Here is a 17,107-nt window from a genome sequence, read left to right as displayed (position 1 = left end):
GGCGTCACGCGACGGCCCGTCCTCCAACGGCGGAGGACATTACGGGCGAACAGCCGCACTGATCAGCGACCGAAACCCGCTGAAGAATCGAGGTTGAACGAGGTGTTCTCGCAACGGGAGAAAGCGCTGGTAGACCAGGTCCGTGCCGAGTTGCGGATCGGCCATCGCCTGTAGGAGGCCAACCGGAGTGCGCCGGAAGCGACGCTGAACAGCGTGAATGCGATGACGTTGGGGACGGTCGAGAGGGGTTTTTGGGTTCGCCTGCCCATCGCACGAAAGGCGGGTCAGCCTGCGGCCGGGGTCAGCGGGGCGGAGAGCTGAAGGGGCGGCTGGTCATATTCAGCCTCACCTCGCCGTAGGGCTAGATATGCATCCAGAACAGCGTGGTGAGCCCACGGCAGTTCTCGCCACGGTCGCCCAAACCGCAGATCAGGGCTGCTCCCTGCAGACCCTCTCAAATACGGTCCACCACGCAGCACGGCAATCGCGCGAAACCTGCGGGCCACGGTCCCGGCGTCCACCAGCCACGTCTCGGCCCGGGACCATCTCTGGTCCAGGCAGACTGCGAGGGATCCTCACCTGGCCTGGCTGAATAGAGGTGCGGCAGGTTCCGGTTCCTGTACCTCTCAAGTTCATCAAATTGCGGTTGGCTACCCGGAGTTCTGCCGATCACGGAGCTCTTTCAGCGTTGCCTCTCCAGGGTGAGGATGGCGGCGGCGATAGTGGTCATCCGGTTGGGACTGCAGCGAGCTCTGTGGAAGATGCGCCAGGACTTAGTCTCGCGACGCTTCGTTCAACGGGTGCTCGTGCCGCCGACAGAGCCCGGTTGATCGTTCGCTGGGTCGCGGTGGTCCTGGTGCGGAAGGCGTCTGATTGGTGTGGTCACCCAGGAGCCGGCACCGATGTAGGCACGGTCGGCGAGGACGGGCACACCTTGGCGTTCGCAGATCCGGATGATGACGTGGGTGCGGGCTGCGGTCAGGTCGTGGGTGCGGCCGGGCAGGGCGGGCGAGATCCACAGCAGGTTGCCCGCGGGATCAGCGATGACCTGCACGTTCACCCCGTGGCGGCGGTGCTTCTGGGAGAAGTCGTCCCGGCTGTCGCCGACCCGGTCGCACTCGGCAAGAGTTCCGTCGAGCAGGACGTGATCGGGATCGGCTTCCCGCAGGACCCGCAGTAGGCCGGGCGCCCGGCGGGCGAGGTGGCCGACGACGGCGGTGACGTAGGCGTGGGCGGTGCCGACGGATATGCGGAAGCCGGCGGCGATCTGCGTGAGCGGGTCGTATCGGCGGAGGTAGATCAGGGCGACGAGAGCACGCTGGTGCGGCAGGAGCTTGCAGCGGCGGTCACCCTCACGGGTGACGATGAGCATGGTTACCCACTCGACCAGGGCATGAGGCAGGTCGAGTGAGGCAGGATAGGGAACCAACGAAGCTCCTGCGCTGATGAGTTGAGACGTCGAACACCTCTCTCAACGGCACAGGAGCTTCGTGCGTTGCGGGACGCCGGCTGGTCACCCGAACAGTGGCCACTCTGAAAAAGCTCACTGAGCTTCTTCAGCCGCCCCTCCGACGGGTGAGGTTGGCGAGCGGGTTGACGACGCCGCCAAGCAGGCCAGTTGCTGCCCTTGCTGGGCAGAGCTGCTGTGGGAACGTCAGGCGATCGGTGGCTCTTGTGAAGAAGCTCAATTGGTCCGGTGCAAGGCCAAGGGGGCTCGCCGTCGAACAGCACTGACATGCTGCACAACGACGGGCCAGGTGATCCGCCGCCGTGCAGCATCCGTATTGACTGCCGGCGCTGGGTCTCAGTGCGGCCTGCGCTAAGTCACACCGGTCCCCTTGGGGCGTGGGCAGTCAGCCGGCGCGGCAGCGCAGGGCACGGAGACCGACGTCGTACGCCATCGCACCAAGGGCGAGGACCACGAGCGGCCACACAAGCGGGGATGCTGCCGGGATGGTGCCGTGGACCAGGCCCACGCTGACGCTGCCGGTGCCGAGCAGCGCGGTGGAGGACGGAATGCTCGGCAGGGCGATCCGCACCACCACCTCCCCACGCCGGGCCGGGCGGGCTGAGACCGAATTGCGGGCGCTCATCGGCCGTTCTCCGTGATCGCCTCGACTTCCAGAGAGCCGCCGGTGATGAGGCCTGCGAGACGCTTCACCTTCCGGCGGACCCGCTCGCCCTGGAGCTTGGGCTCGGCGGCACCAGCGGCCATGGCCGCTTCGGGCCAGTTGGTCACCCCGGGGCTGGCGAGGGCGAGGGTCACCTTTAGCTCGTCCGGCGAGAGGGCGTTCAGGATCTCGATTAGGCGCGGGTCCTCGAAGCAGGTATCGACTCCGGCGTCAGCGGCCTCTCCGGCGACCAGGTCGTACAGGGTCAGCCCGTCGCCGAGCGGGGTGTCGAGCAGCAGCAGCCGTGACCGGTTGACCTTGCGGTGCCAGACCGGCTGGAGCTGCCGATGGATGACGCGGGCTTCTGACCTCAGCCTGTTCAAGTCATCAGGGGTCAGGCGACCTTGGCTGTAGAGAGGGTCCGCCCAGTTGCCGAGCAGGGCGGTGGATACCGGCTCGTTCCAGCCGCTCCACATCCCCAGCACGTCCGACGTGAAGGAGTGAATCGCGGATCCGTCGCCGCCAAGTGCGGCCTCGCGGGCGCTCAGCGCCTGGATCACCGTGGGGACCGGGATGTTCAGAGCCCGGAACGAGGACTCGATGGTCTGGTTGGCCGGATGGTCAGGCTTGAGTGCCGCCATGCCGGTGGTGGTGGTGATCATTGTGGGAGGAACGGCACGGTCAAACGGCTCCGGCAGTTCGAACATGCCGTCCCTGTCGAGGGCGATGCTGCCGTCTGCCCGGAGGGTCACGAGGTCACCGTCGTTCCCGGTCCAGTCGACCGGGAACAGAGCCATGACCATCCCGCCGGTACCCGGGTCCCAGTTGAACTGGCTGATCCGCTCCGCCAGGTCGGTGTGAACTGAGCCGTCATCCTCGACCATGGTGTAACTGGGGGTCAGATCCTTGTCGGCCATGCACGTCTCCTTATCGGGAAAATGCTTCTCCTCCCAGTCCCGGCACGGGCCCGATCCGACCACGCACACCCGGAATCCTCCTGTGATCCGCATCACATGCGACGTGATTGATCGATGGCACCTGAACAGGCCGCTCAGGGCCTGTAGACGGCGCTTCGGATGGCCTGATCGACTCGACGGTCGTCCGCCAGCTCATGAAGATGCCGTGCTCCGTCTGGTTGGGCGCGCAGCGCGGAGGCAACAATGCTCGCGGCCTGCCCTGTGAGCTCGCGCATCCAGTCCTTGATTTCGTCCTGCGGTTTCCATCGGTCGAAGCGGCCGTCCCAGTCACACATGCCCTGGACGGCCGTGTCGAGCAGCGCCCACTGCTTCTCGCGAGCTGCCAGGCGGGCGACTTCGAGCAGCCACCGCACGGCTCGGTCGGCTTCCTCTCTGCTGGGCCAGTCGTCGGCCGCGGCATGTTCGGTCAGCGCCTGGACCACGACGGCCGCCTGCGCGGGGTTGTCGAGCAATGCCTTCCGGGCAGTTGTCACCTTCAGCCTGGTGATCACGTCCAGGTACAGCTCGTCGGAGCCGGGCTGATCGGCGGCGAGAGCGAGCAGTTGAGCGGCCGCACCGGGGTCCCTCTGTTTGTCGGCCGCCTCCAGAAGGCGCTGGGCGCGCACAATGGGCAGTTCGCTTCTGGTACCCGTCTCACGATCGACCAGGTCGAGGAAGGCCGCCATGTCCTGGGGCCGGCGAACGGGATCGAGTTGTGTGGCCTGGCGTACAACGCCGTACCACGGTCCCGGCGGGGGAAGAAGGGGCATGTTCGTCTGGGGCCATGTGCCGGTGACGATCCAGCCGATGAGCTGGCCGAGGCTGTAGATGTCACTGGCAGGAGTCACTTCGTGGCCGTTGATGAACTGTTCCGGCGCTGCGAAGCCTCCGGTGCCGATGCCTGTGGTGGTTAGAAGGCCAGCAGTGCTCGTCTGTCCGCGGGGGCGGCGTGCGATCCCCCAGTCCGCGACCACCCATAGCCCGTCCAGAAGCAGGATGTTGCCAGGCTTGATATCTCGGTGGATCCAGTCAAGCTGATGCGCGTCGGCCAGGCCGGCGGCAACGGCCTCCACCATGGCCCGCAACTGGCTTGGCTCCTGCAGCTCGATACGTCTGTCCTCGACGTTGTCCTCGGCTTTTGGCATGACGAACCACTCGTTGCCGGGATCGAAGTCGAGTACCGGCATGACGTGGGGGTTGGCGCCCAGCCGCTGGGCGATCTCCACTTCGCGATGCATGCGGCGAATGCCTCGCTGCTTGAACAAGCCCTTGCGTCGTTTGAAGGCAACGACCGTGCCCGAGGATCTGTGGGTGGCGGGGAAGACCTCCCCCTGGCCGCCAGGCGGGGCCAAGGGGCGCGGGCCCAGGCTGTAGTCCCCTCGCTCGCCGCGCGCCGAGTCGCTCACCACGTGGTAGCGGCGAACCGCCAGCAGGGATGCGGGCTTAGGTGAGGAGGGGAGATCCGTGGCGAGGTGGCCGACGATGCGTACCAGGACCAGGGCGGGGTTTTCGACGTCGTTCGAGGGCAGCGATGTAAGCAGATAGGCGGGCCCGCTGTCAGAAGCCTGGGCAAGACCGAAGACCTCTGCGAGCCGCATTTGTACAAGCCGCTCGCTCCTGCGGCTCAGGACGTCGGTGCGGTGTACGGCGACACCGCCTTCGTTTCGGTCGGGCGAGGCGATCAGCACGCTGCCGATGCCAGCGCGGAGCACGTGTGCCGGGTAGTGCACGGGAGTCTCGATCCAGTCCTCGCGCTGCCCGGCGTCTGTCGAGCGCGCCAGATCCACCACTGCGCTGTGCCCCTGCGCGGCGAGGAAGAACCGGCGGCCGTCCAGCCAGAGGGCCGAGAGCACAGCGGCGTTGAAGGCGATGGGGTAGCGCAGCTGGTCGCCGACCGTATCCCGGGCACGGGTCAGCGCAAGAGTCCCTTCCTCCACGCCGAAGGTGGCGCCGCAGCCAGACAGTACCCAGGCTTCGTCGTCCGGGCCGGACAGTAGCACCGCCCCGTCTTCGAACGCTCCGGCGATCGCCCACAGGCGGCCCTCGTGCCAGCACACCAGAGCCGAGCCGCACATGACCAGGACGGAACCGTCCTGACGGATCAGAGCATCGCCATGGCATCCGGAAAGGAGTAGACGCCAGTGAGCCTGACCACTGCTCGGGTCCACCTCCAGCAGCCCGTCGGAGCAGGTGACCAGCACGCGCTCGTCAGGCAGAAGGGTCAGACCGGTGGGCCTTTCGGACTGAGCCCGTCCGACGAGCAGTACCTCGGCCGTTGTCCCCGTCCCGGTATTGATTTCCACCTGCAGAGGGGACGTCCGGCGGGCTGGCGGCATCAGGACCGGCTGCTGCGGCTCCTGGACGCTGACGGCGACCAACTCGGCCAGCGGCACCTGCGGCTGCCGTCGGCGCAGGGCCGCGCGCACCAGGTCGGCCAGCGGCAACAACCCAGCGACCGCCGCTTCCAAATGATTTCGGTCGAGGACCGTGCCCTTGCCGCGAATCCCGGCGATGAGTTTGGAGTCCCTTGGCTGCAGCTCAGTGTTCCACCACAACACTGCAAACGAGGCGCCATCAGCTGTTTCCAGCGCCTGCTCAAGCACGCGCCAAAATGGTCTTTGACGTCCGGCAAAGGCGAGGATGAAGTCCCGGCCTTCGAACTCATAAGCCAGGGCCACCCCACCCCTCGGACCGAGCTTGATCCGATGCATGGAGTCCACCGAAACAGATCGCGACAACAGCGCCACCACGATGTCGACCAGCTGCTGGAATTCATCCTCGGCTGAGGCCCTGTTCCTTCGCCACAGGCCGTACTCGACCAGCAGCTCACGTTCCTGCTCCACCGTGCCGATCCCCCCTCACATCCCGAGCGTGGTCCATTCGGACGGCCCCCAGGCCGCCGCGATAGATCGCAGCTCCTGGGCTGACGTGCCGCGTTTAACTCGTGAGCCTTACTGGTGGTGGTGCTCCTGCCAGGCGCGGCACAGTGCGGTGAACTCCTGCTGGCGTTCGGCAAGGAAATCCTGGGGCCGTTGCAGGTGACAGTCCAGGATGTTTACGCCGTCCTGGAAGGGTTCGAAGCCGATCCGCTCCCATACGCGGCTCAGTTTGGCGGCGGCTTCGTGATGCTGTTCTTCGGTCATCTCGCGGCCGTCGGCCAATCCGGGCTCGCACGCCACGGCGACACAGTCCTGGGAGAGGCGGCGGATGGCGGCGCCTGCCAGTACCGGGCCCAGGCCCAGGCCGCGCCACGGTGGTTCCAGGATGACGCGGTCCATGACGAGCAGGTCACCGACGGGGTGTGCGAGTGCGGCCTCGAAGGCCGGTCCCATTGGCCGTCGGCGACGTCCAGGACGACCTCGCCGATGCGGGAGACGTCGCCGGTGTATGTGTCCATCGCCTCCCATGGATGGTCCGGGCCGAACATCCGCACTCGCACGAACGACATGCGGCCACCGTGACGTCCTGGACCGCGTCCAGGACGTCCTGGTCCATGTCGCTGGAGGCGGCCAGCACCTCCGCCAGGACGACCGCGTCGATCCGGGCGGACACCGTCCACACCTCCAGCGTGTTCTCGAACTCGCACGCCTGAACAGGGTGTTCGTGGTGGTACACGAGGCTGATCAACGAGGGATCGGCGGGCAGCTGGGCAATCTGGGGAGCCGAGAGGGTCACCGTGCCAGCGTAGTTCTGCCTGGCCAGCGTATGCCGGGAAACAGCTCGCCTTGTCGAAGTGCTCGCGCAGTACCGGGCGTTGGAGCACGGCGCCGGATCCCGTGTGCACAGGCGTCTCACCTCTTGACGCAGGTCACGAATCCGACAGACGGTGCTCGCTCTCCTCACCGACCGCTCGGCCAAAGCTGCGACTGATGTCCGTGCCCCATGGCAGGCTGTCGGCGTGATCATGCAGCCCCCTCACGACGCGGCCTACTTCGCCTTCAGCCCGACCGACGTCCTGGACATACCCGTCGTCGTGCGCGACTTCGGCTCGCTGCGGCGTCCCCCTGAAGCTCTGTGGAGGGGTGCCACCCAGCCGTGGCCGGGGGTTACTGACATGCCTTCATACGGGACCTACCTGGCGACCACGACCTGGCGGCAGGTCCTCCTCGCGGCCAAGGGCGTCGGCCGCGACCTGACTCCGTGGCTGCGCCGCACCCCCTGGCTCGCCGTCAACGAGCTCATCTCCCGTACCACCCCCCCTTCAGGCCTACCTCCAGGCTCAAGGACGTGCCCGCGCCCGCGGCCAGCCGCAGACTCTTCGTGAACGCCCTCTACCAGTACGGCAGTGAGCGCAGCGCCCACTCCGCCTTCGGCTACCACTTGGGCATGACGATGGCGCACTGGCTCTGCGCCGGGATGGCCGGCCTGGGCAGCACCTGGCATCTCGAAGCCGGGGGTCCGGGCGGCCTGCCCGGTTTCACCGACCCGGCCGCCAAACTGCCCGACCTGTGGGGCAGCCACCACGCCGCCGGCCTGCCCTGGCTGATCGAGGCGAAGGCAGCCCGTGCACTCGGCGCAGGTGTGCTGAAGAACGGAAGAGTCCAGTTGGACGGTGGCAGCGCCCTCATACCCGGCATGGCACACCGGCAGGTCCTCTGCGGCACGTCGCTGCCCAGCAATAAGCCGGGCAAGTGGGAACAGGACCACCTGTTCCTGGCCCTGCATACGGCTCATCCCCACGGCGGGCCGCAGACCGGTGCCTCCCCGGCCGGCAGTCCGCAAGGCGACGAGGAAGATTACGTCGCCGAGGCCCCCGAGGCTCTGATGGCCGTCACCCGGCAGCAGCTCCTGACGTACCAGGCCTTGGCCTACGGGCCCGTGGAGCAGCGGCGCGTCGTCCCGATGCGCCGCGACCGGACGGAGCGCGGGCGTCACCGTACCGGTTCCCTGACACTGCTGGAACACGACGAATCCACCACAGATCTGCGCCGTCGGCTGCACGCACAGCAGGTGGACACCGAGGGAAGCCTAGCGTCGTACATGGATGCCACCGCATTCATCGCCGCACGCATCCCCGGCACCGGCATCCACTTCGGTCTGTCCCGCCGCCTCTACGCAGCGTGTGCGGCCCTGCACCTCCAGCAGACCGACATGCCCGACACCGTGGCCTTCGCCGACGGCCCCCGTCTGAACGACCCCAGCTTCAAACAGGACCAGGACGAGGCTCGCGAGCAGTACGCGCGCCGGGCTCGCCAAGCCCACTACGGGCAGGAGCAGAGCTATCGGACGCGCGTTCGTGAGGCGGTGACCACGGCCTTCCGGCTGACAGCGGAAGACCCGGAGGACAGCTCGCTCACGGGCCCACATCTTCCCGTACGCGTGGACGACCCCGACAAGCCCCTGCTCCTCGAAGCCGCCACGGCAGAAAGTTACCTGGCCCTCGAGCCGACCGACCCCGTTCTCTCCACGGCGGGCCGCACCGCCTGATCTTGTTCGTCGTCAACCAGGATCTGTCAGGCCTGCCGATGGCCTCTGGGGGACTCAAGGAGTGTGCCGGTCTGGCCGATGTCCTACCAGGTCGATCCGGACCGACTGCCGGCAACCTACCAACGCACCCACGGCATCACCTACTTCGCGGCTGCTACTCGGTCGGCGACGACCGGCTCTGGGAAGTTGTCCGCCTCCGCAAGGGCATCGACCACACCTGGGCGGCACTGCGGTCGCTCCGCGCGGCCCGCCCGGGCGGCGCCCCGATCTACGTGATCCTCGACAACCTGTCCGCACGCCTGAACCGGCGGATGGGCCCCAGGGCCGACCGGAGCAAGGCTGATGACCCCGGCCGGGTGTGCCGACCGGGACCCCGTCCCTCATCCTGCGGCATCACCTTGTGCCGCAGGATCGGGAAGGTCACTGGTGGTGGCCACCACCGTGGCGGTCGCCGCCGTGTCGGTGTCCGCCCCAGGAGGCGTCGTCGATGAAGCGGCCGTGGTCATTGCGCAGGGTGGCTGTGTTGGAGTAATTGTCCCACACGTAGTTTCGGCGGTCCATGTACAGGTCGGTGTCGGTGTCGCGGCCATCACCGGTGTGGATGCGGACGGTGGCGCGGCCCTCCAGGCTGTAGTGGTCGAAGGTGTAGGTGTGGCCGTCCTCGTCCTCCAGGGTCCAGCCGTCGAGGTTGACCGTGCGGCGGCTGGTGTTGGTGAGCTCCACCCACTCCTTGTTCAGCGAGCGCCGCGAGCGGTCGTCCCGGCCGGCGAGTCGTACTGGACCGCGCTGATCTCCACCTTCGGCCAGTCGGGCCGGGCGTGGTCGGCGGCCGACGCCGGCAGCGCCACCGCTCCGACAATCGTGCGGCCGCCAACGCGGCAGCGGACAGACGACGGGCAGTCATCGTGGAAGAAGACAGAAAGCCCCCAGGCTGTACGGGCACCCGCCCGGTTCCCGGCCCTCGGGCCGTGGGAGACGGGTTGGTGCGGTGTGCGGGTGGCGGCCGGTCGGCCGCACACCCACACCATGGTCGCGCCATGGAGGCTGTGAACCCGATACGGGCGCTCCGTTACTGTTCGCCCGCTTTGCTGCGACTCTTGTCTGCAACATCCATTCATGGCGCGAATGAACAAAGTTGACGGCCAGCCACGCAAATACCCCGAACGGGGCTTGGCCGCCCGCCGCGACCGCCAGGACACGCCACCCCACCGCCTGCACGTCCCTCACCTGAAAGTGCGCAACAGCCGCTCGGACTCTGCACCCCTACCGGTACCTACGGGCGGCTGATCACACGCGGCCGACCTGCAGTTGTGCTGGTCGGAGAAGACGATGAGCCGCCAAAGACGCCGTCGGCGTGACATCGCGGCGCAACCGCAACCACACACACGGCCATCTCGGGCTCTACCCCTGCACATGCACCCGCTGCTGAAGGAGACCGACGTGAGCATCACCCTTGACCACCACACGCCGCACACCTTCGTCGACCCCTACGCCGCCGACCTTGCGGAAAGCGCCTGGCCGCCGGCCGCCGGGCAGGACACGGACTGCCTGCCGCCGCCGCCCAACCCCGCCGAGCGCCTCAGCATCCTCATCGCCCCCCGCGACCAGCGCCGCCTGGCCCTCCACGCTGCGCTCACTGCCGCCGGCGTCCCGCCGCGGCCCGAAAACCGAGACGCCATTGACCAGCTCAAGCACATTTCCCGCCCGGGATCCTGAGAGCCGGCGAGGGACGGTGTCCGCCGTTCGGCCCTTGACTTCCGGCGAAGTCGCCGCCGTAATAGGGCGCCTTCTTGCCCGGGCTGCCCCTCTAGCGACCCCTGGTAGGAGCGCTGAGACATCACCCACCACTCGCAGGTGCGGAACGGAAAAATTACCAATCCCTCGCATCAGGGGCCTGCTGCTCATGCCACGATCGTTGCTCCGCCGTAGTTGTGTTGCAGGACCTGGGTTCTTCCAGAGGTGTAACTCTCTCGTTCGGACACGGGCTGGAATGCAATGTCTCCACCAGTGCGATCAATGATCGAACGCAGTGCCACTGCCGCATCGGGGTCTTCCTCTATGAGGGCTTCCAGCCGCCCCTGCCAGCGCGTAGCTACCGTTTCCCTGCTCGCCGCCCCGGTTGCGACGGCTTCCCGTGACGCTTCGAGCGACTTGGTCACCTGTGTGACGCGTGCCCGATCTCGACGACCGAGCAGTTCGGCCATGGTGTCCCTCAAGGCATACCAGACGCCAGAGGCCATGGCAGAAACCAGAGCACGTCCAGCTGCGGAAGCAAGTGCCTCTTCAACGGAGCCCATGGTTGCCGCCTCTCTGCGTAAGGCCTGGGTTCATCGATCCTGCTCCTCTGCCATGCCAATGATGTCCTGAGTGAGATGGTGATCGGTACCTAGCACTTCCCGGAGATCGTCGACAATCGCCCGCGCCAGATCCCGGGCATGCATGGGATCAGTGGGCCGCAAAGCATGTGCCAGGGCGACGGCGCAACGCAGCGTGTCTGGATGGTTGCCTCCCATAGACACCTGGCGATACCTCAATGCTCTTTGGAGCAGCGTCACGGATTCCTCCGCGCGTCCCGTCTTGAGACAGACCACCGCAAGGTTCTCCATCGACGCTAGTGTCGCGGGGTGATCGACACCCAGCAATTCCGTGCGTCTGGCGAACACGGAACTCTCGAGCTCAAGGGCCTCTTGATAGTGCCCGGCACCGTAGTGACAGGACGCCAGGTTGCCCGCTGAGAGCAGAGTGTCAGGATGGTCGAGTCCTAGTGACTGTTCCCTTGTTTCGACGATGGACTGATGGAGGCGGATGGCGTCCGTCCATCTGCTCTGAGCTGCCAGCGCCGCCGCCAGATTGTTCAGCGAGGCCAGGGTCACTGGATGGTCTTCACCAAGGAGCTGTCGGCGGGACGCCACAAGCCACTCCCAACCGTGCGTTGCCCGTTCGGCGTCGCCGAGTTCCAGGTCGCATAGCGCCGTGACGTGACGAGCTGCAAGGCTGTCTTCATGAAGATTCCCCAGCTGGGCGTCGAACTGCCTGGACACCCGGTCTGCGAGGTCCCTGGCCGTAAGGGGGTTGCCGGTGGAGAGTTGAAACCAACAAAGTCGGAGCAGCAGTTCCCGGAAACTAGCGTCCGTCGGCCAAGCGATCCTGGTAGCCAGTGGCATAAGCGCCCGGTACACCGTCCAGTGCTCAGGCTGACTGGGGTCGCCAGGGTCATTGGCGACTAGCATCCGCATCAATTCGCCAGCAAGCTCATCCTGCTCCCTTTGGGTCATGGTGGATCGAACGGCTGCGGCTAGTACTGGGTGGGTTCTCAGCGCCTGGGCGTCATACTCGACGAGGCCTGCACGGACCAACGTGGTCACCGTCGTGTCGAGGCTTGTAGAACTGCCTGCGATCGTGCGCAGGGGAGGAGTGAAGGCCTCCGGTGCCTTGCGGATGAGCACAATGGGAACTGGGTCGGATGCAACCAGGCAGAGCAAACGCAGGAGGTGCCCGGCTGCCGGGTCGCGTTTCTGGAGTCGGCTCAAGTCCTGCTCCACCGTGTGAGACAGCGACCGTCCGAAGTCACCGCTCGAGCGCAACAGAGTCTGATCCAACTGGTGGTCGAGAAGGGTCAGGTAGTCGCTTACGCTGGCGCCTGACCGGCTCAGCTGGCCGACGGCAATCTGCAGTGCAAGTGGCAGATTGCCGAGTCTAGAGGAGATAATTCCGGCGTCTTTCGTTGTGATGCTTGGGAGACGCCGCTTCAGCAGAGTGATGGCATCCCGACTTGGCAGCACCTCAAGTGGCAACGAGGGCGCCTTCGAAGTGGAAGTCCTGCTGCGCGAAATTTTGATCACGTGGCCGTGAAATGGGGTTTGGAGCAGGTTCTCGTCGTGGTCCACGTCGTCCACGATTAGGAGCGAGCGTCGATACCCCTCCCGCAGTTGGCTTGCTCCGAGCAATTCATCAGGCCCGCCGTACCGCACGGAGTCATACTCGCCCCGATATCGGTAGGCGTATTCAAGCGCCAATGCCGTCTTCCCGACACCTGGCATACCAGTCACTACCACGGTGGCGCTCGGTTCGCGGAACTGCCGCCACAGGAAAAGGAGCTCACTATCCCTTCCCACGAAGTCCTGCGGGCGCCGCGGGACCTCCCACACTGCAGGCTTCGCATAGGGGTACCGGACTTGCTGTGGAAGGTTACCCGTTGTTGACGAGCGACCGTTCACCCGACCGACAACGGCGCCCAGTGCCTGGATGAGCCGGTCCCGGGCTTCGTCCTCCTCCAGTCCTGCCACATCGATGGCCATCAAATCCTGCGGCAGATCTGGTGAGTCGAACTGCGATACTTTAATGGGAATAATGCGCTTCAGTGACTCGTCGGCCTCCAACATCCCGGCAAATGCCATCTCGGATTTCAGATTTCGTTCGGCCTGTAGGTAATGCGGCGAGAGCAGGACCAACATCCTGGCACTGCGTTGCATGGCCGCACGATACTCGTAGGACCAGTCAGCGTCAGAGTTTTCATCCGGGTCCAGGAACACCTTCATTCCGGCCGCGGTCAAAGCTGCGGCGATCCATTCACCCCAAGCCCGGTCCGCAGCGGCGTAGCTCATGCAGAAGTCGTATTCCATACGTCTGTTTGGGCGGGCGCGGTATGCTCGCCGTAGCCTGCGCCGCGCGGCCTCTTCCATGGCCACACATTCAGTAACAGCTCCTCGTGTGAGGTGAGCCGTAAGCCGCTCGCACGCTGCGAGGACAGTATCCTCCTGATGCGGACGGTCGCCGATCGGTGCGAGCATTTCCTCATACGCGTAGAGACTCTTGTAAGGGACTTCGACGTCTCCCCAGTATGCTTCTCGCTCCGGCAAAGGAAAGAATTGAAGCGTTTTCCTGAAGGACCACCGTGCGTAATCTCTGCTCTCCTCAAGCCGGTCTGTCTCGCCGCCTTCCACTCGCATGGGCACGGGCAGTACACGAAGAGGGTTCTCGTTCCGGCGTTTCCGTACTGCCGACTCTGCGACGGACGCGCAGCCGGCGATGCTCTGGCTACTCATGGTGAAGCAAGCGACCAGAGTATCCGGCATCTGGATCGTGCAAATGCCAGAAGTGTCGCTAAGGCCAGTTCGACTGTCGATCAGAATGTAGTCGTATGACTGGCGCATATTGGTTTTCAGGGCTTCAATAAAGGCGCCACCATCCAGCCGATTATAGAAAGCATGCCAGTCGAAAGAGTTCACCCGTGCACCGAACGACTTGTTCTGTTTACCGGCGCCGAGCAAGTCAATGTTTCCCCCACCAGGAAAGTCCCTACGCAGGGATACTGCGTGCTGCAAGACGTCCGCATAGGGCTGGTACCAAGTCGGAGAGTTTTCCCCTCGCGGATCCATGGCCGCGAGGGAGAAGTCCCAAAAGATGTCAAGAACCCCGGACGTGGCCCTCAGTTCCTTGTCAATTAGGAAAGGGTGAAAGTAGCGGTGTAGACCGGGAGCTTCCAGGTCCCAGTCAACGGCGAGTACAGATCGCCCGCTACTTGCCAAAATCCAGGCGATATTAGCTAGCGCCATGGTCCGGCCAGTACCACCCTTATACGAGTAAAAGGTGACGATTTCGCCCTGCCGAGCATCCTCCATGAGGTTACTCCTCTCCTGGCCCGTCGAGGACGGGACGCGGGACGAAAGAATGACCAGTAACACCTCGGGATGGGGTGAACTCATTGAGAACCATCCGGGTCAATTCGACGAGAACGTGTCGGATGCCCTCCTTGAACGTAGCCACGGTTTCCAGGGGATAGCATAGGGTTGACTGCTGCGCCCTGGTGTGTCGTTTGAAAAGCACTTTCACATCATTGTGCAGGGCGTCAGCATAGGCTTTCGTCTCGTCGTCCGCTGCACTGTGAGGGATCACCAGGCCGACGTTGACGGACAGCCTCTTATCGTACTCCTCAAGCGCTTTGCGTCGATTCTCAATTTTCATCGTCCAAGGGTCCAGAATGATGACGGCAAGCTGATTCTCTTCCTCTGCGGAGTCGAGCAGTACGTGCATCTCGTCGTTAAAGGGCTGGGGGTAGGGGATGAGATTCAGTTCGCGCGCAACATCGATGGCGTAGCCCACCACAGGGTCGGGGGCTTCGGGACGATAGGGGGCCCAGTCGTCGGGTCGGCTGCCGTAGCCGGAGGTGTCCTGTCGTACGGCGCTGATCTCATCTCGAGTGCTGGCTGCAACAGCCAGTCTGACATGTCTAGGACCTGACGGCTCGTGGTTCGGTACGTTCGAGAGGCCGGGTTCGGCGGAATTTATTTCGATATCGGCCGTCGCGAAAGCGTTGTTCAATGCATCAGTTTCCTCAGGCATCTTATAATTAGGAAGCTTACTGCCTTGGATAATTTCCGCTACGCGCTTCCCTAGCGCAATCACGATCTCCGTGTACTCGGTGTCGTATTTTTTCTTCAACTGCACGATCTGGCGGAGCCCTCGCTCGGCATAGACCTCACCAAATGCGGGATCATCCATCCAGATATCCGCTGCCACTTTCGGGATTCCGGAGTTGCCGTTGAGTGAGCACATCTCCCACATAATCGGAAGTATGCACTGCGGTTGCTGTGCGCCTGGCGTGCTTTCCACGTACAACCGCTGGCGCTCAGAAAATACCCACCATTCCTTTCCGCAGAACTCGCTAGCGAAATATCGCGGGGACAATAACGGCACAAATACCTTGCATGTTCCGAGGGCGTCTGCGAGTACCTTGCGCCACTCCATCGCTGCGCGCATCTGGGTGTACTGATAGCCGATCTGGTTGGAGTCCAGTGTGGTGATGCGGCGGAGTTCTTCACACAGGTCGCCAAAGAAGTCGGTGACCAGGTTTGACTCATCATCCTGACCGCTGTAGCTGAGGAACACCTCCGCCATGGCGACACCTCGTTGTCCCAGCTCGCTACCTCTGCTGTAGTGAGCGCACCCATCAGACTCTATGGGTCATACTCTCAGACCCTTACTCAAGTGTCCGAGGAACTGCTCGCTGAGCCGATCCCTGCGGCCGCCGCCGAGGTACGGCACCCCCGCGGCCGGCCACGGCCCGACGTCTTCGGTCCAGCCACTTGGCGCCTCGGCCGAACGGCACGCCCGCGCCCTGCGCACCCCCTCGTCCGGGTCGCCGACGCCCTCGGTATCCAGACGAAGGCCGGGACCCGCGCGGGACGCTTCCAGGCCGCGGCCAAGTCCGAGGCCCGGGTCGGCGTCCTCCTCGACGTCCTCGTCCGCGAGGGCTTCAGCGTGCTTCACGACCGGTGGCTGCGGGGGAAGAACGTGGACCACGTCGTCATCGGCCCCCTCGGGGAGGTCACCGTCGGCGACACGAAATGGTGGTCGGCCCGCTGGCCGCTGACCGTCCGCGTCGGCCGCCTGCTCCACGGCCGCCGGGACGTCACCGACTGGCTCGAAGCCTGAAGTGGGAGGCCCGCGAGGTGGACCGCCGCCTCGGCGGCGTCCGCGTCCGGAAGGTCGTGTTCATGTACGGCGGCGCCGCCCTCCTCGGCCCCGGACGGGCACCCGGTGGCCGAGCTGGTGGTCGACGGCATCCGGATCGTCCCCGCGGACCGGGCCCCCGCCGTCCTGCGCCGCACCTCGAGGATCCCCGGGCAGCGCACCCGCGCCGAGCTGACCGCCCTCGTCGAGCATGCCCTCCCGCCTCACACCGGCCGCTGACAGCCACCGTCCTCGCGCCCATCGGGACTCGCTGCCCGATGGGCGCAGTGCTGCCTACTGACCTTCAAATCGTGGTGTCGTAGAAGCTGACGCCTCATGATCCCTGCGGTATGCCGACTGCATGAGGTATGCGCAAGGGGGCGGGCTGACCGGCGAACGGCGTGCTTCCGCACCTGGACCTCCGAAGACCAGCGGCGCGAAGCCCTCACGGGCTGGAACATCCACTACAACTACCACCGGCCCCACAGCGGAGCAGCCGACCAGCCGCCAGCCTCTCGACTGTGTGAGGGCGTCACCAACGTGTTGGCCTCATACACCTAGTCGCGGCTGGCGACCACCAGGTATCCATCACTCTCGGGGTCGAAGGTGGTGGACTGCACCGTGAGCCCGACACTCCGCAACTGCGCCACGAGATCCTCGTACCGGTAGGGCCAGATGGACAACCACTCCGAGCAGACTCGCACTGCCCCATCCGGCTCGATCTGGGCGACCACGATCTCGAGGAAGTGTTCCTCCTCCCAGCACTGCTCGATCTGCCAGTAGTAGCTGACGACCGCATCGCGGTCGTTGCGGCGGATCAGTCGATCGCGGACGTCTACCCGTGAGCCGACGGAGCGCACGAGCTCCCAGTTACGTGAGTGGAGTACAAGGCGTCCGCCCGGATTCAGCAGCCGCGACATCGCATCCAGTGCGGTCAGGCGCCCAGTTGCGCCCTCAGCGTGCCCGAGCGAATTGCCGACCCAGAACACCAGATCGAACGTGGAGTCCTCCAGATGATCGGGCAACTCGTCCCAACTCGCGCGGAGGGCTCGAAGCGAGACACCCTGCTCGACGGCGGCCTTCTCGGTCCGGCGAACCATCCCACTGCTGGCGTCTGCGGCGACCACGTCAAGGCCAAGACTCGCAAGACCGACGTCGCGT

At 65.1% G+C, this 17,107-nt stretch carries 12 protein-coding genes and 5 pseudogenes; 7 read left to right on the top strand and 10 right to left on the bottom strand.

Annotation, left to right across the window (positions count from 1 at the left end; genetic code table 11):
* Positions 1-682 precede the first annotated feature (682 nt).
* The 5 genes and pseudogenes from ABZ855_RS45990 to ABZ855_RS45970 all read right to left on the bottom strand — a co-directional run bounded on the left by ABZ855_RS45990 (position 683) and on the right by ABZ855_RS45970 (position 6,345).
* Positions 683-1,429, bottom strand: a pseudogene (locus ABZ855_RS45990) (transposase family protein).
* Between the two features lie 424 nt (positions 1,430-1,853).
* Positions 1,854-2,093, bottom strand: a complete 240-nt coding sequence (locus ABZ855_RS45985; protein ID WP_360819266.1) for a hypothetical protein — start codon at positions 2,091-2,093, stop codon at positions 1,854-1,856.
* A complete protein-coding gene (locus ABZ855_RS45980) occupies positions 2,090-3,028 on the bottom strand; it encodes a hypothetical protein (RefSeq protein ID WP_360819263.1) in 939 nt (312 codons plus the stop codon). The genes ABZ855_RS45985 and ABZ855_RS45980 overlap by 4 nt, the downstream gene beginning before the upstream one ends.
* A gap of 134 nt (positions 3,029-3,162) precedes the next feature.
* Positions 3,163-5,910, bottom strand: a complete 2,748-nt coding sequence (locus ABZ855_RS45975; RefSeq protein WP_360819260.1) for a serine/threonine-protein kinase — start codon at positions 5,908-5,910, stop codon at positions 3,163-3,165.
* Positions 5,911-6,018: 108 nt separating this feature from the next.
* Positions 6,019-6,345 (bottom strand): hypothetical protein, encoded by a 327-nt coding sequence (locus ABZ855_RS45970; RefSeq protein WP_360819257.1) that lies wholly within the window; start codon positions 6,343-6,345, stop codon positions 6,019-6,021.
* A 131-nt stretch (positions 6,346-6,476) separates the two neighbouring features.
* Here ABZ855_RS45970 and ABZ855_RS45965 point away from each other — a divergent pair, with 131 nt between their 5' ends.
* The 3 genes and pseudogenes from ABZ855_RS45965 to ABZ855_RS45955 all read left to right on the top strand — a co-directional run.
* Positions 6,477-6,659, top strand: a complete 183-nt coding sequence (locus tag ABZ855_RS45965; RefSeq protein ID WP_360819254.1) for a hypothetical protein — start codon at positions 6,477-6,479, stop codon at positions 6,657-6,659.
* Between the two features lie 635 nt (positions 6,660-7,294).
* Positions 7,295-8,494 carry a gamma-glutamyltransferase gene (locus ABZ855_RS45960; protein ID WP_360819251.1) on the top strand — a complete coding sequence of 400 codons (1,200 nt, stop codon included), beginning with the start codon at positions 7,295-7,297 and terminating at the stop codon, positions 8,492-8,494.
* A gap of 96 nt (positions 8,495-8,590) precedes the next feature.
* Positions 8,591-8,790, top strand: a pseudogene (locus ABZ855_RS45955) (IS630 family transposase); the annotation flags it as partial.
* A 124-nt stretch (positions 8,791-8,914) separates the two neighbouring features.
* Here ABZ855_RS45955 and ABZ855_RS45950 read toward each other — a convergent pair.
* Positions 8,915-9,398, bottom strand: a pseudogene (locus tag ABZ855_RS45950) (lamin tail domain-containing protein).
* 536 nt (positions 9,399-9,934) lie between these two features.
* Here ABZ855_RS45950 and ABZ855_RS45945 point away from each other — a divergent pair.
* Positions 9,935-10,210 (top strand): hypothetical protein, encoded by a 276-nt coding sequence (locus tag ABZ855_RS45945; protein WP_360819248.1) that lies wholly within the window; start codon positions 9,935-9,937, stop codon positions 10,208-10,210.
* 185 nt (positions 10,211-10,395) lie between these two features.
* Here ABZ855_RS45945 and ABZ855_RS45940 read toward each other — a convergent pair whose 3' ends face one another.
* From ABZ855_RS45940 to ABZ855_RS45930, 3 genes are read right to left on the bottom strand one after another with little or no spacing between them, the layout of a single operon-like run.
* The gene (locus ABZ855_RS45940; protein WP_360819245.1) at positions 10,396-10,791 is read right to left on the bottom strand and encodes a hypothetical protein; all 396 of its coding nucleotides are present in this window, start codon (positions 10,789-10,791) and stop codon (positions 10,396-10,398) included.
* Positions 10,792-10,821: 30 nt separating this feature from the next.
* Complete coding sequence (fxsT, locus tag ABZ855_RS45935) at positions 10,822-14,115, bottom strand: FxSxx-COOH system tetratricopeptide repeat protein (protein ID WP_360819243.1); 3,294 nt, start codon at positions 14,113-14,115, stop codon at positions 10,822-10,824.
* A 4-nt stretch (positions 14,116-14,119) separates the two neighbouring features.
* On the bottom strand, positions 14,120-15,391 hold the full coding sequence (locus tag ABZ855_RS45930) for a TIR-like protein FxsC (RefSeq protein ID WP_360819240.1): 1,272 nt from the start codon (positions 15,389-15,391) through the stop codon (positions 14,120-14,122).
* 90 nt (positions 15,392-15,481) lie between these two features.
* Here ABZ855_RS45930 and ABZ855_RS45925 point away from each other — a divergent pair, with 90 nt between their 5' ends.
* The 3 genes and pseudogenes from ABZ855_RS45925 to ABZ855_RS45915 form a co-directional block, all read left to right on the top strand.
* Positions 15,482-15,928: a hypothetical protein gene (locus ABZ855_RS45925; protein ID WP_360819237.1), complete on the top strand. Its 447-nt coding sequence runs from the start codon at positions 15,482-15,484 to the stop codon at positions 15,926-15,928.
* Between the two features lie 105 nt (positions 15,929-16,033).
* Positions 16,034-16,186 carry a hypothetical protein gene (locus tag ABZ855_RS45920; protein ID WP_360819234.1) on the top strand — a complete coding sequence of 51 codons (153 nt, stop codon included), beginning with the start codon at positions 16,034-16,036 and terminating at the stop codon, positions 16,184-16,186.
* 168 nt (positions 16,187-16,354) lie between these two features.
* A pseudogene (locus ABZ855_RS45915) lies at positions 16,355-16,507 on the top strand (integrase core domain-containing protein); the annotation flags it as partial.
* On the opposite strand, the pseudogene ABZ855_RS45910 reads toward ABZ855_RS45915, so the two are convergent.
* A pseudogene (locus tag ABZ855_RS45910) lies at positions 16,504-17,100 on the bottom strand (class I SAM-dependent methyltransferase); the annotation flags it as partial. The pseudogenes ABZ855_RS45915 and ABZ855_RS45910 overlap by 4 nt on opposite strands.
* Between the last annotated feature and the right edge of the window lie 7 nt (positions 17,101-17,107).

This window comes from Streptomyces sp. NPDC047042 (assembly GCF_040644035.1).
Taxonomy (GTDB): Bacteria; Actinomycetota; Actinomycetes; order Streptomycetales; family Streptomycetaceae; genus Streptomyces.
Note: the sequence above shows the minus strand (reverse complement) of the source record. Positions and strands in the feature narration are given on the sequence as shown.

Excerpts from the sequence above, each read along its gene's own strand:
- ABZ855_RS45985 (WP_360819266.1), bottom strand. The coding sequence starts at position 2,093 with ATGAGCGCCCGCAATTCGGTCTCAGCCCGCCCGGCCCGGCGTGGGGAG.
- ABZ855_RS45980 (WP_360819263.1), bottom strand. The coding sequence starts at position 3,028 with ATGGCCGACAAGGATCTGACCCCCAGTTACACCATGGTCGAGGATGAC.
- ABZ855_RS45970 (WP_360819257.1), bottom strand. The coding sequence starts at position 6,345 with ATGGACCGCGTCATCCTGGAACCACCGTGGCGCGGCCTGGGCCTGGGC.
- ABZ855_RS45965 (WP_360819254.1), top strand. The coding sequence starts at position 6,477 with ATGGTCCGGGCCGAACATCCGCACTCGCACGAACGACATGCGGCCACC.
- ABZ855_RS45940 (WP_360819245.1), bottom strand. The coding sequence starts at position 10,791 with ATGGGCTCCGTTGAAGAGGCACTTGCTTCCGCAGCTGGACGTGCTCTG.
- fxsT (WP_360819243.1), bottom strand. The coding sequence starts at position 14,115 with ATGGAGGATGCTCGGCAGGGCGAAATCGTCACCTTTTACTCGTATAAG.
- ABZ855_RS45930 (WP_360819240.1), bottom strand. The coding sequence starts at position 15,391 with ATGGCGGAGGTGTTCCTCAGCTACAGCGGTCAGGATGATGAGTCAAAC.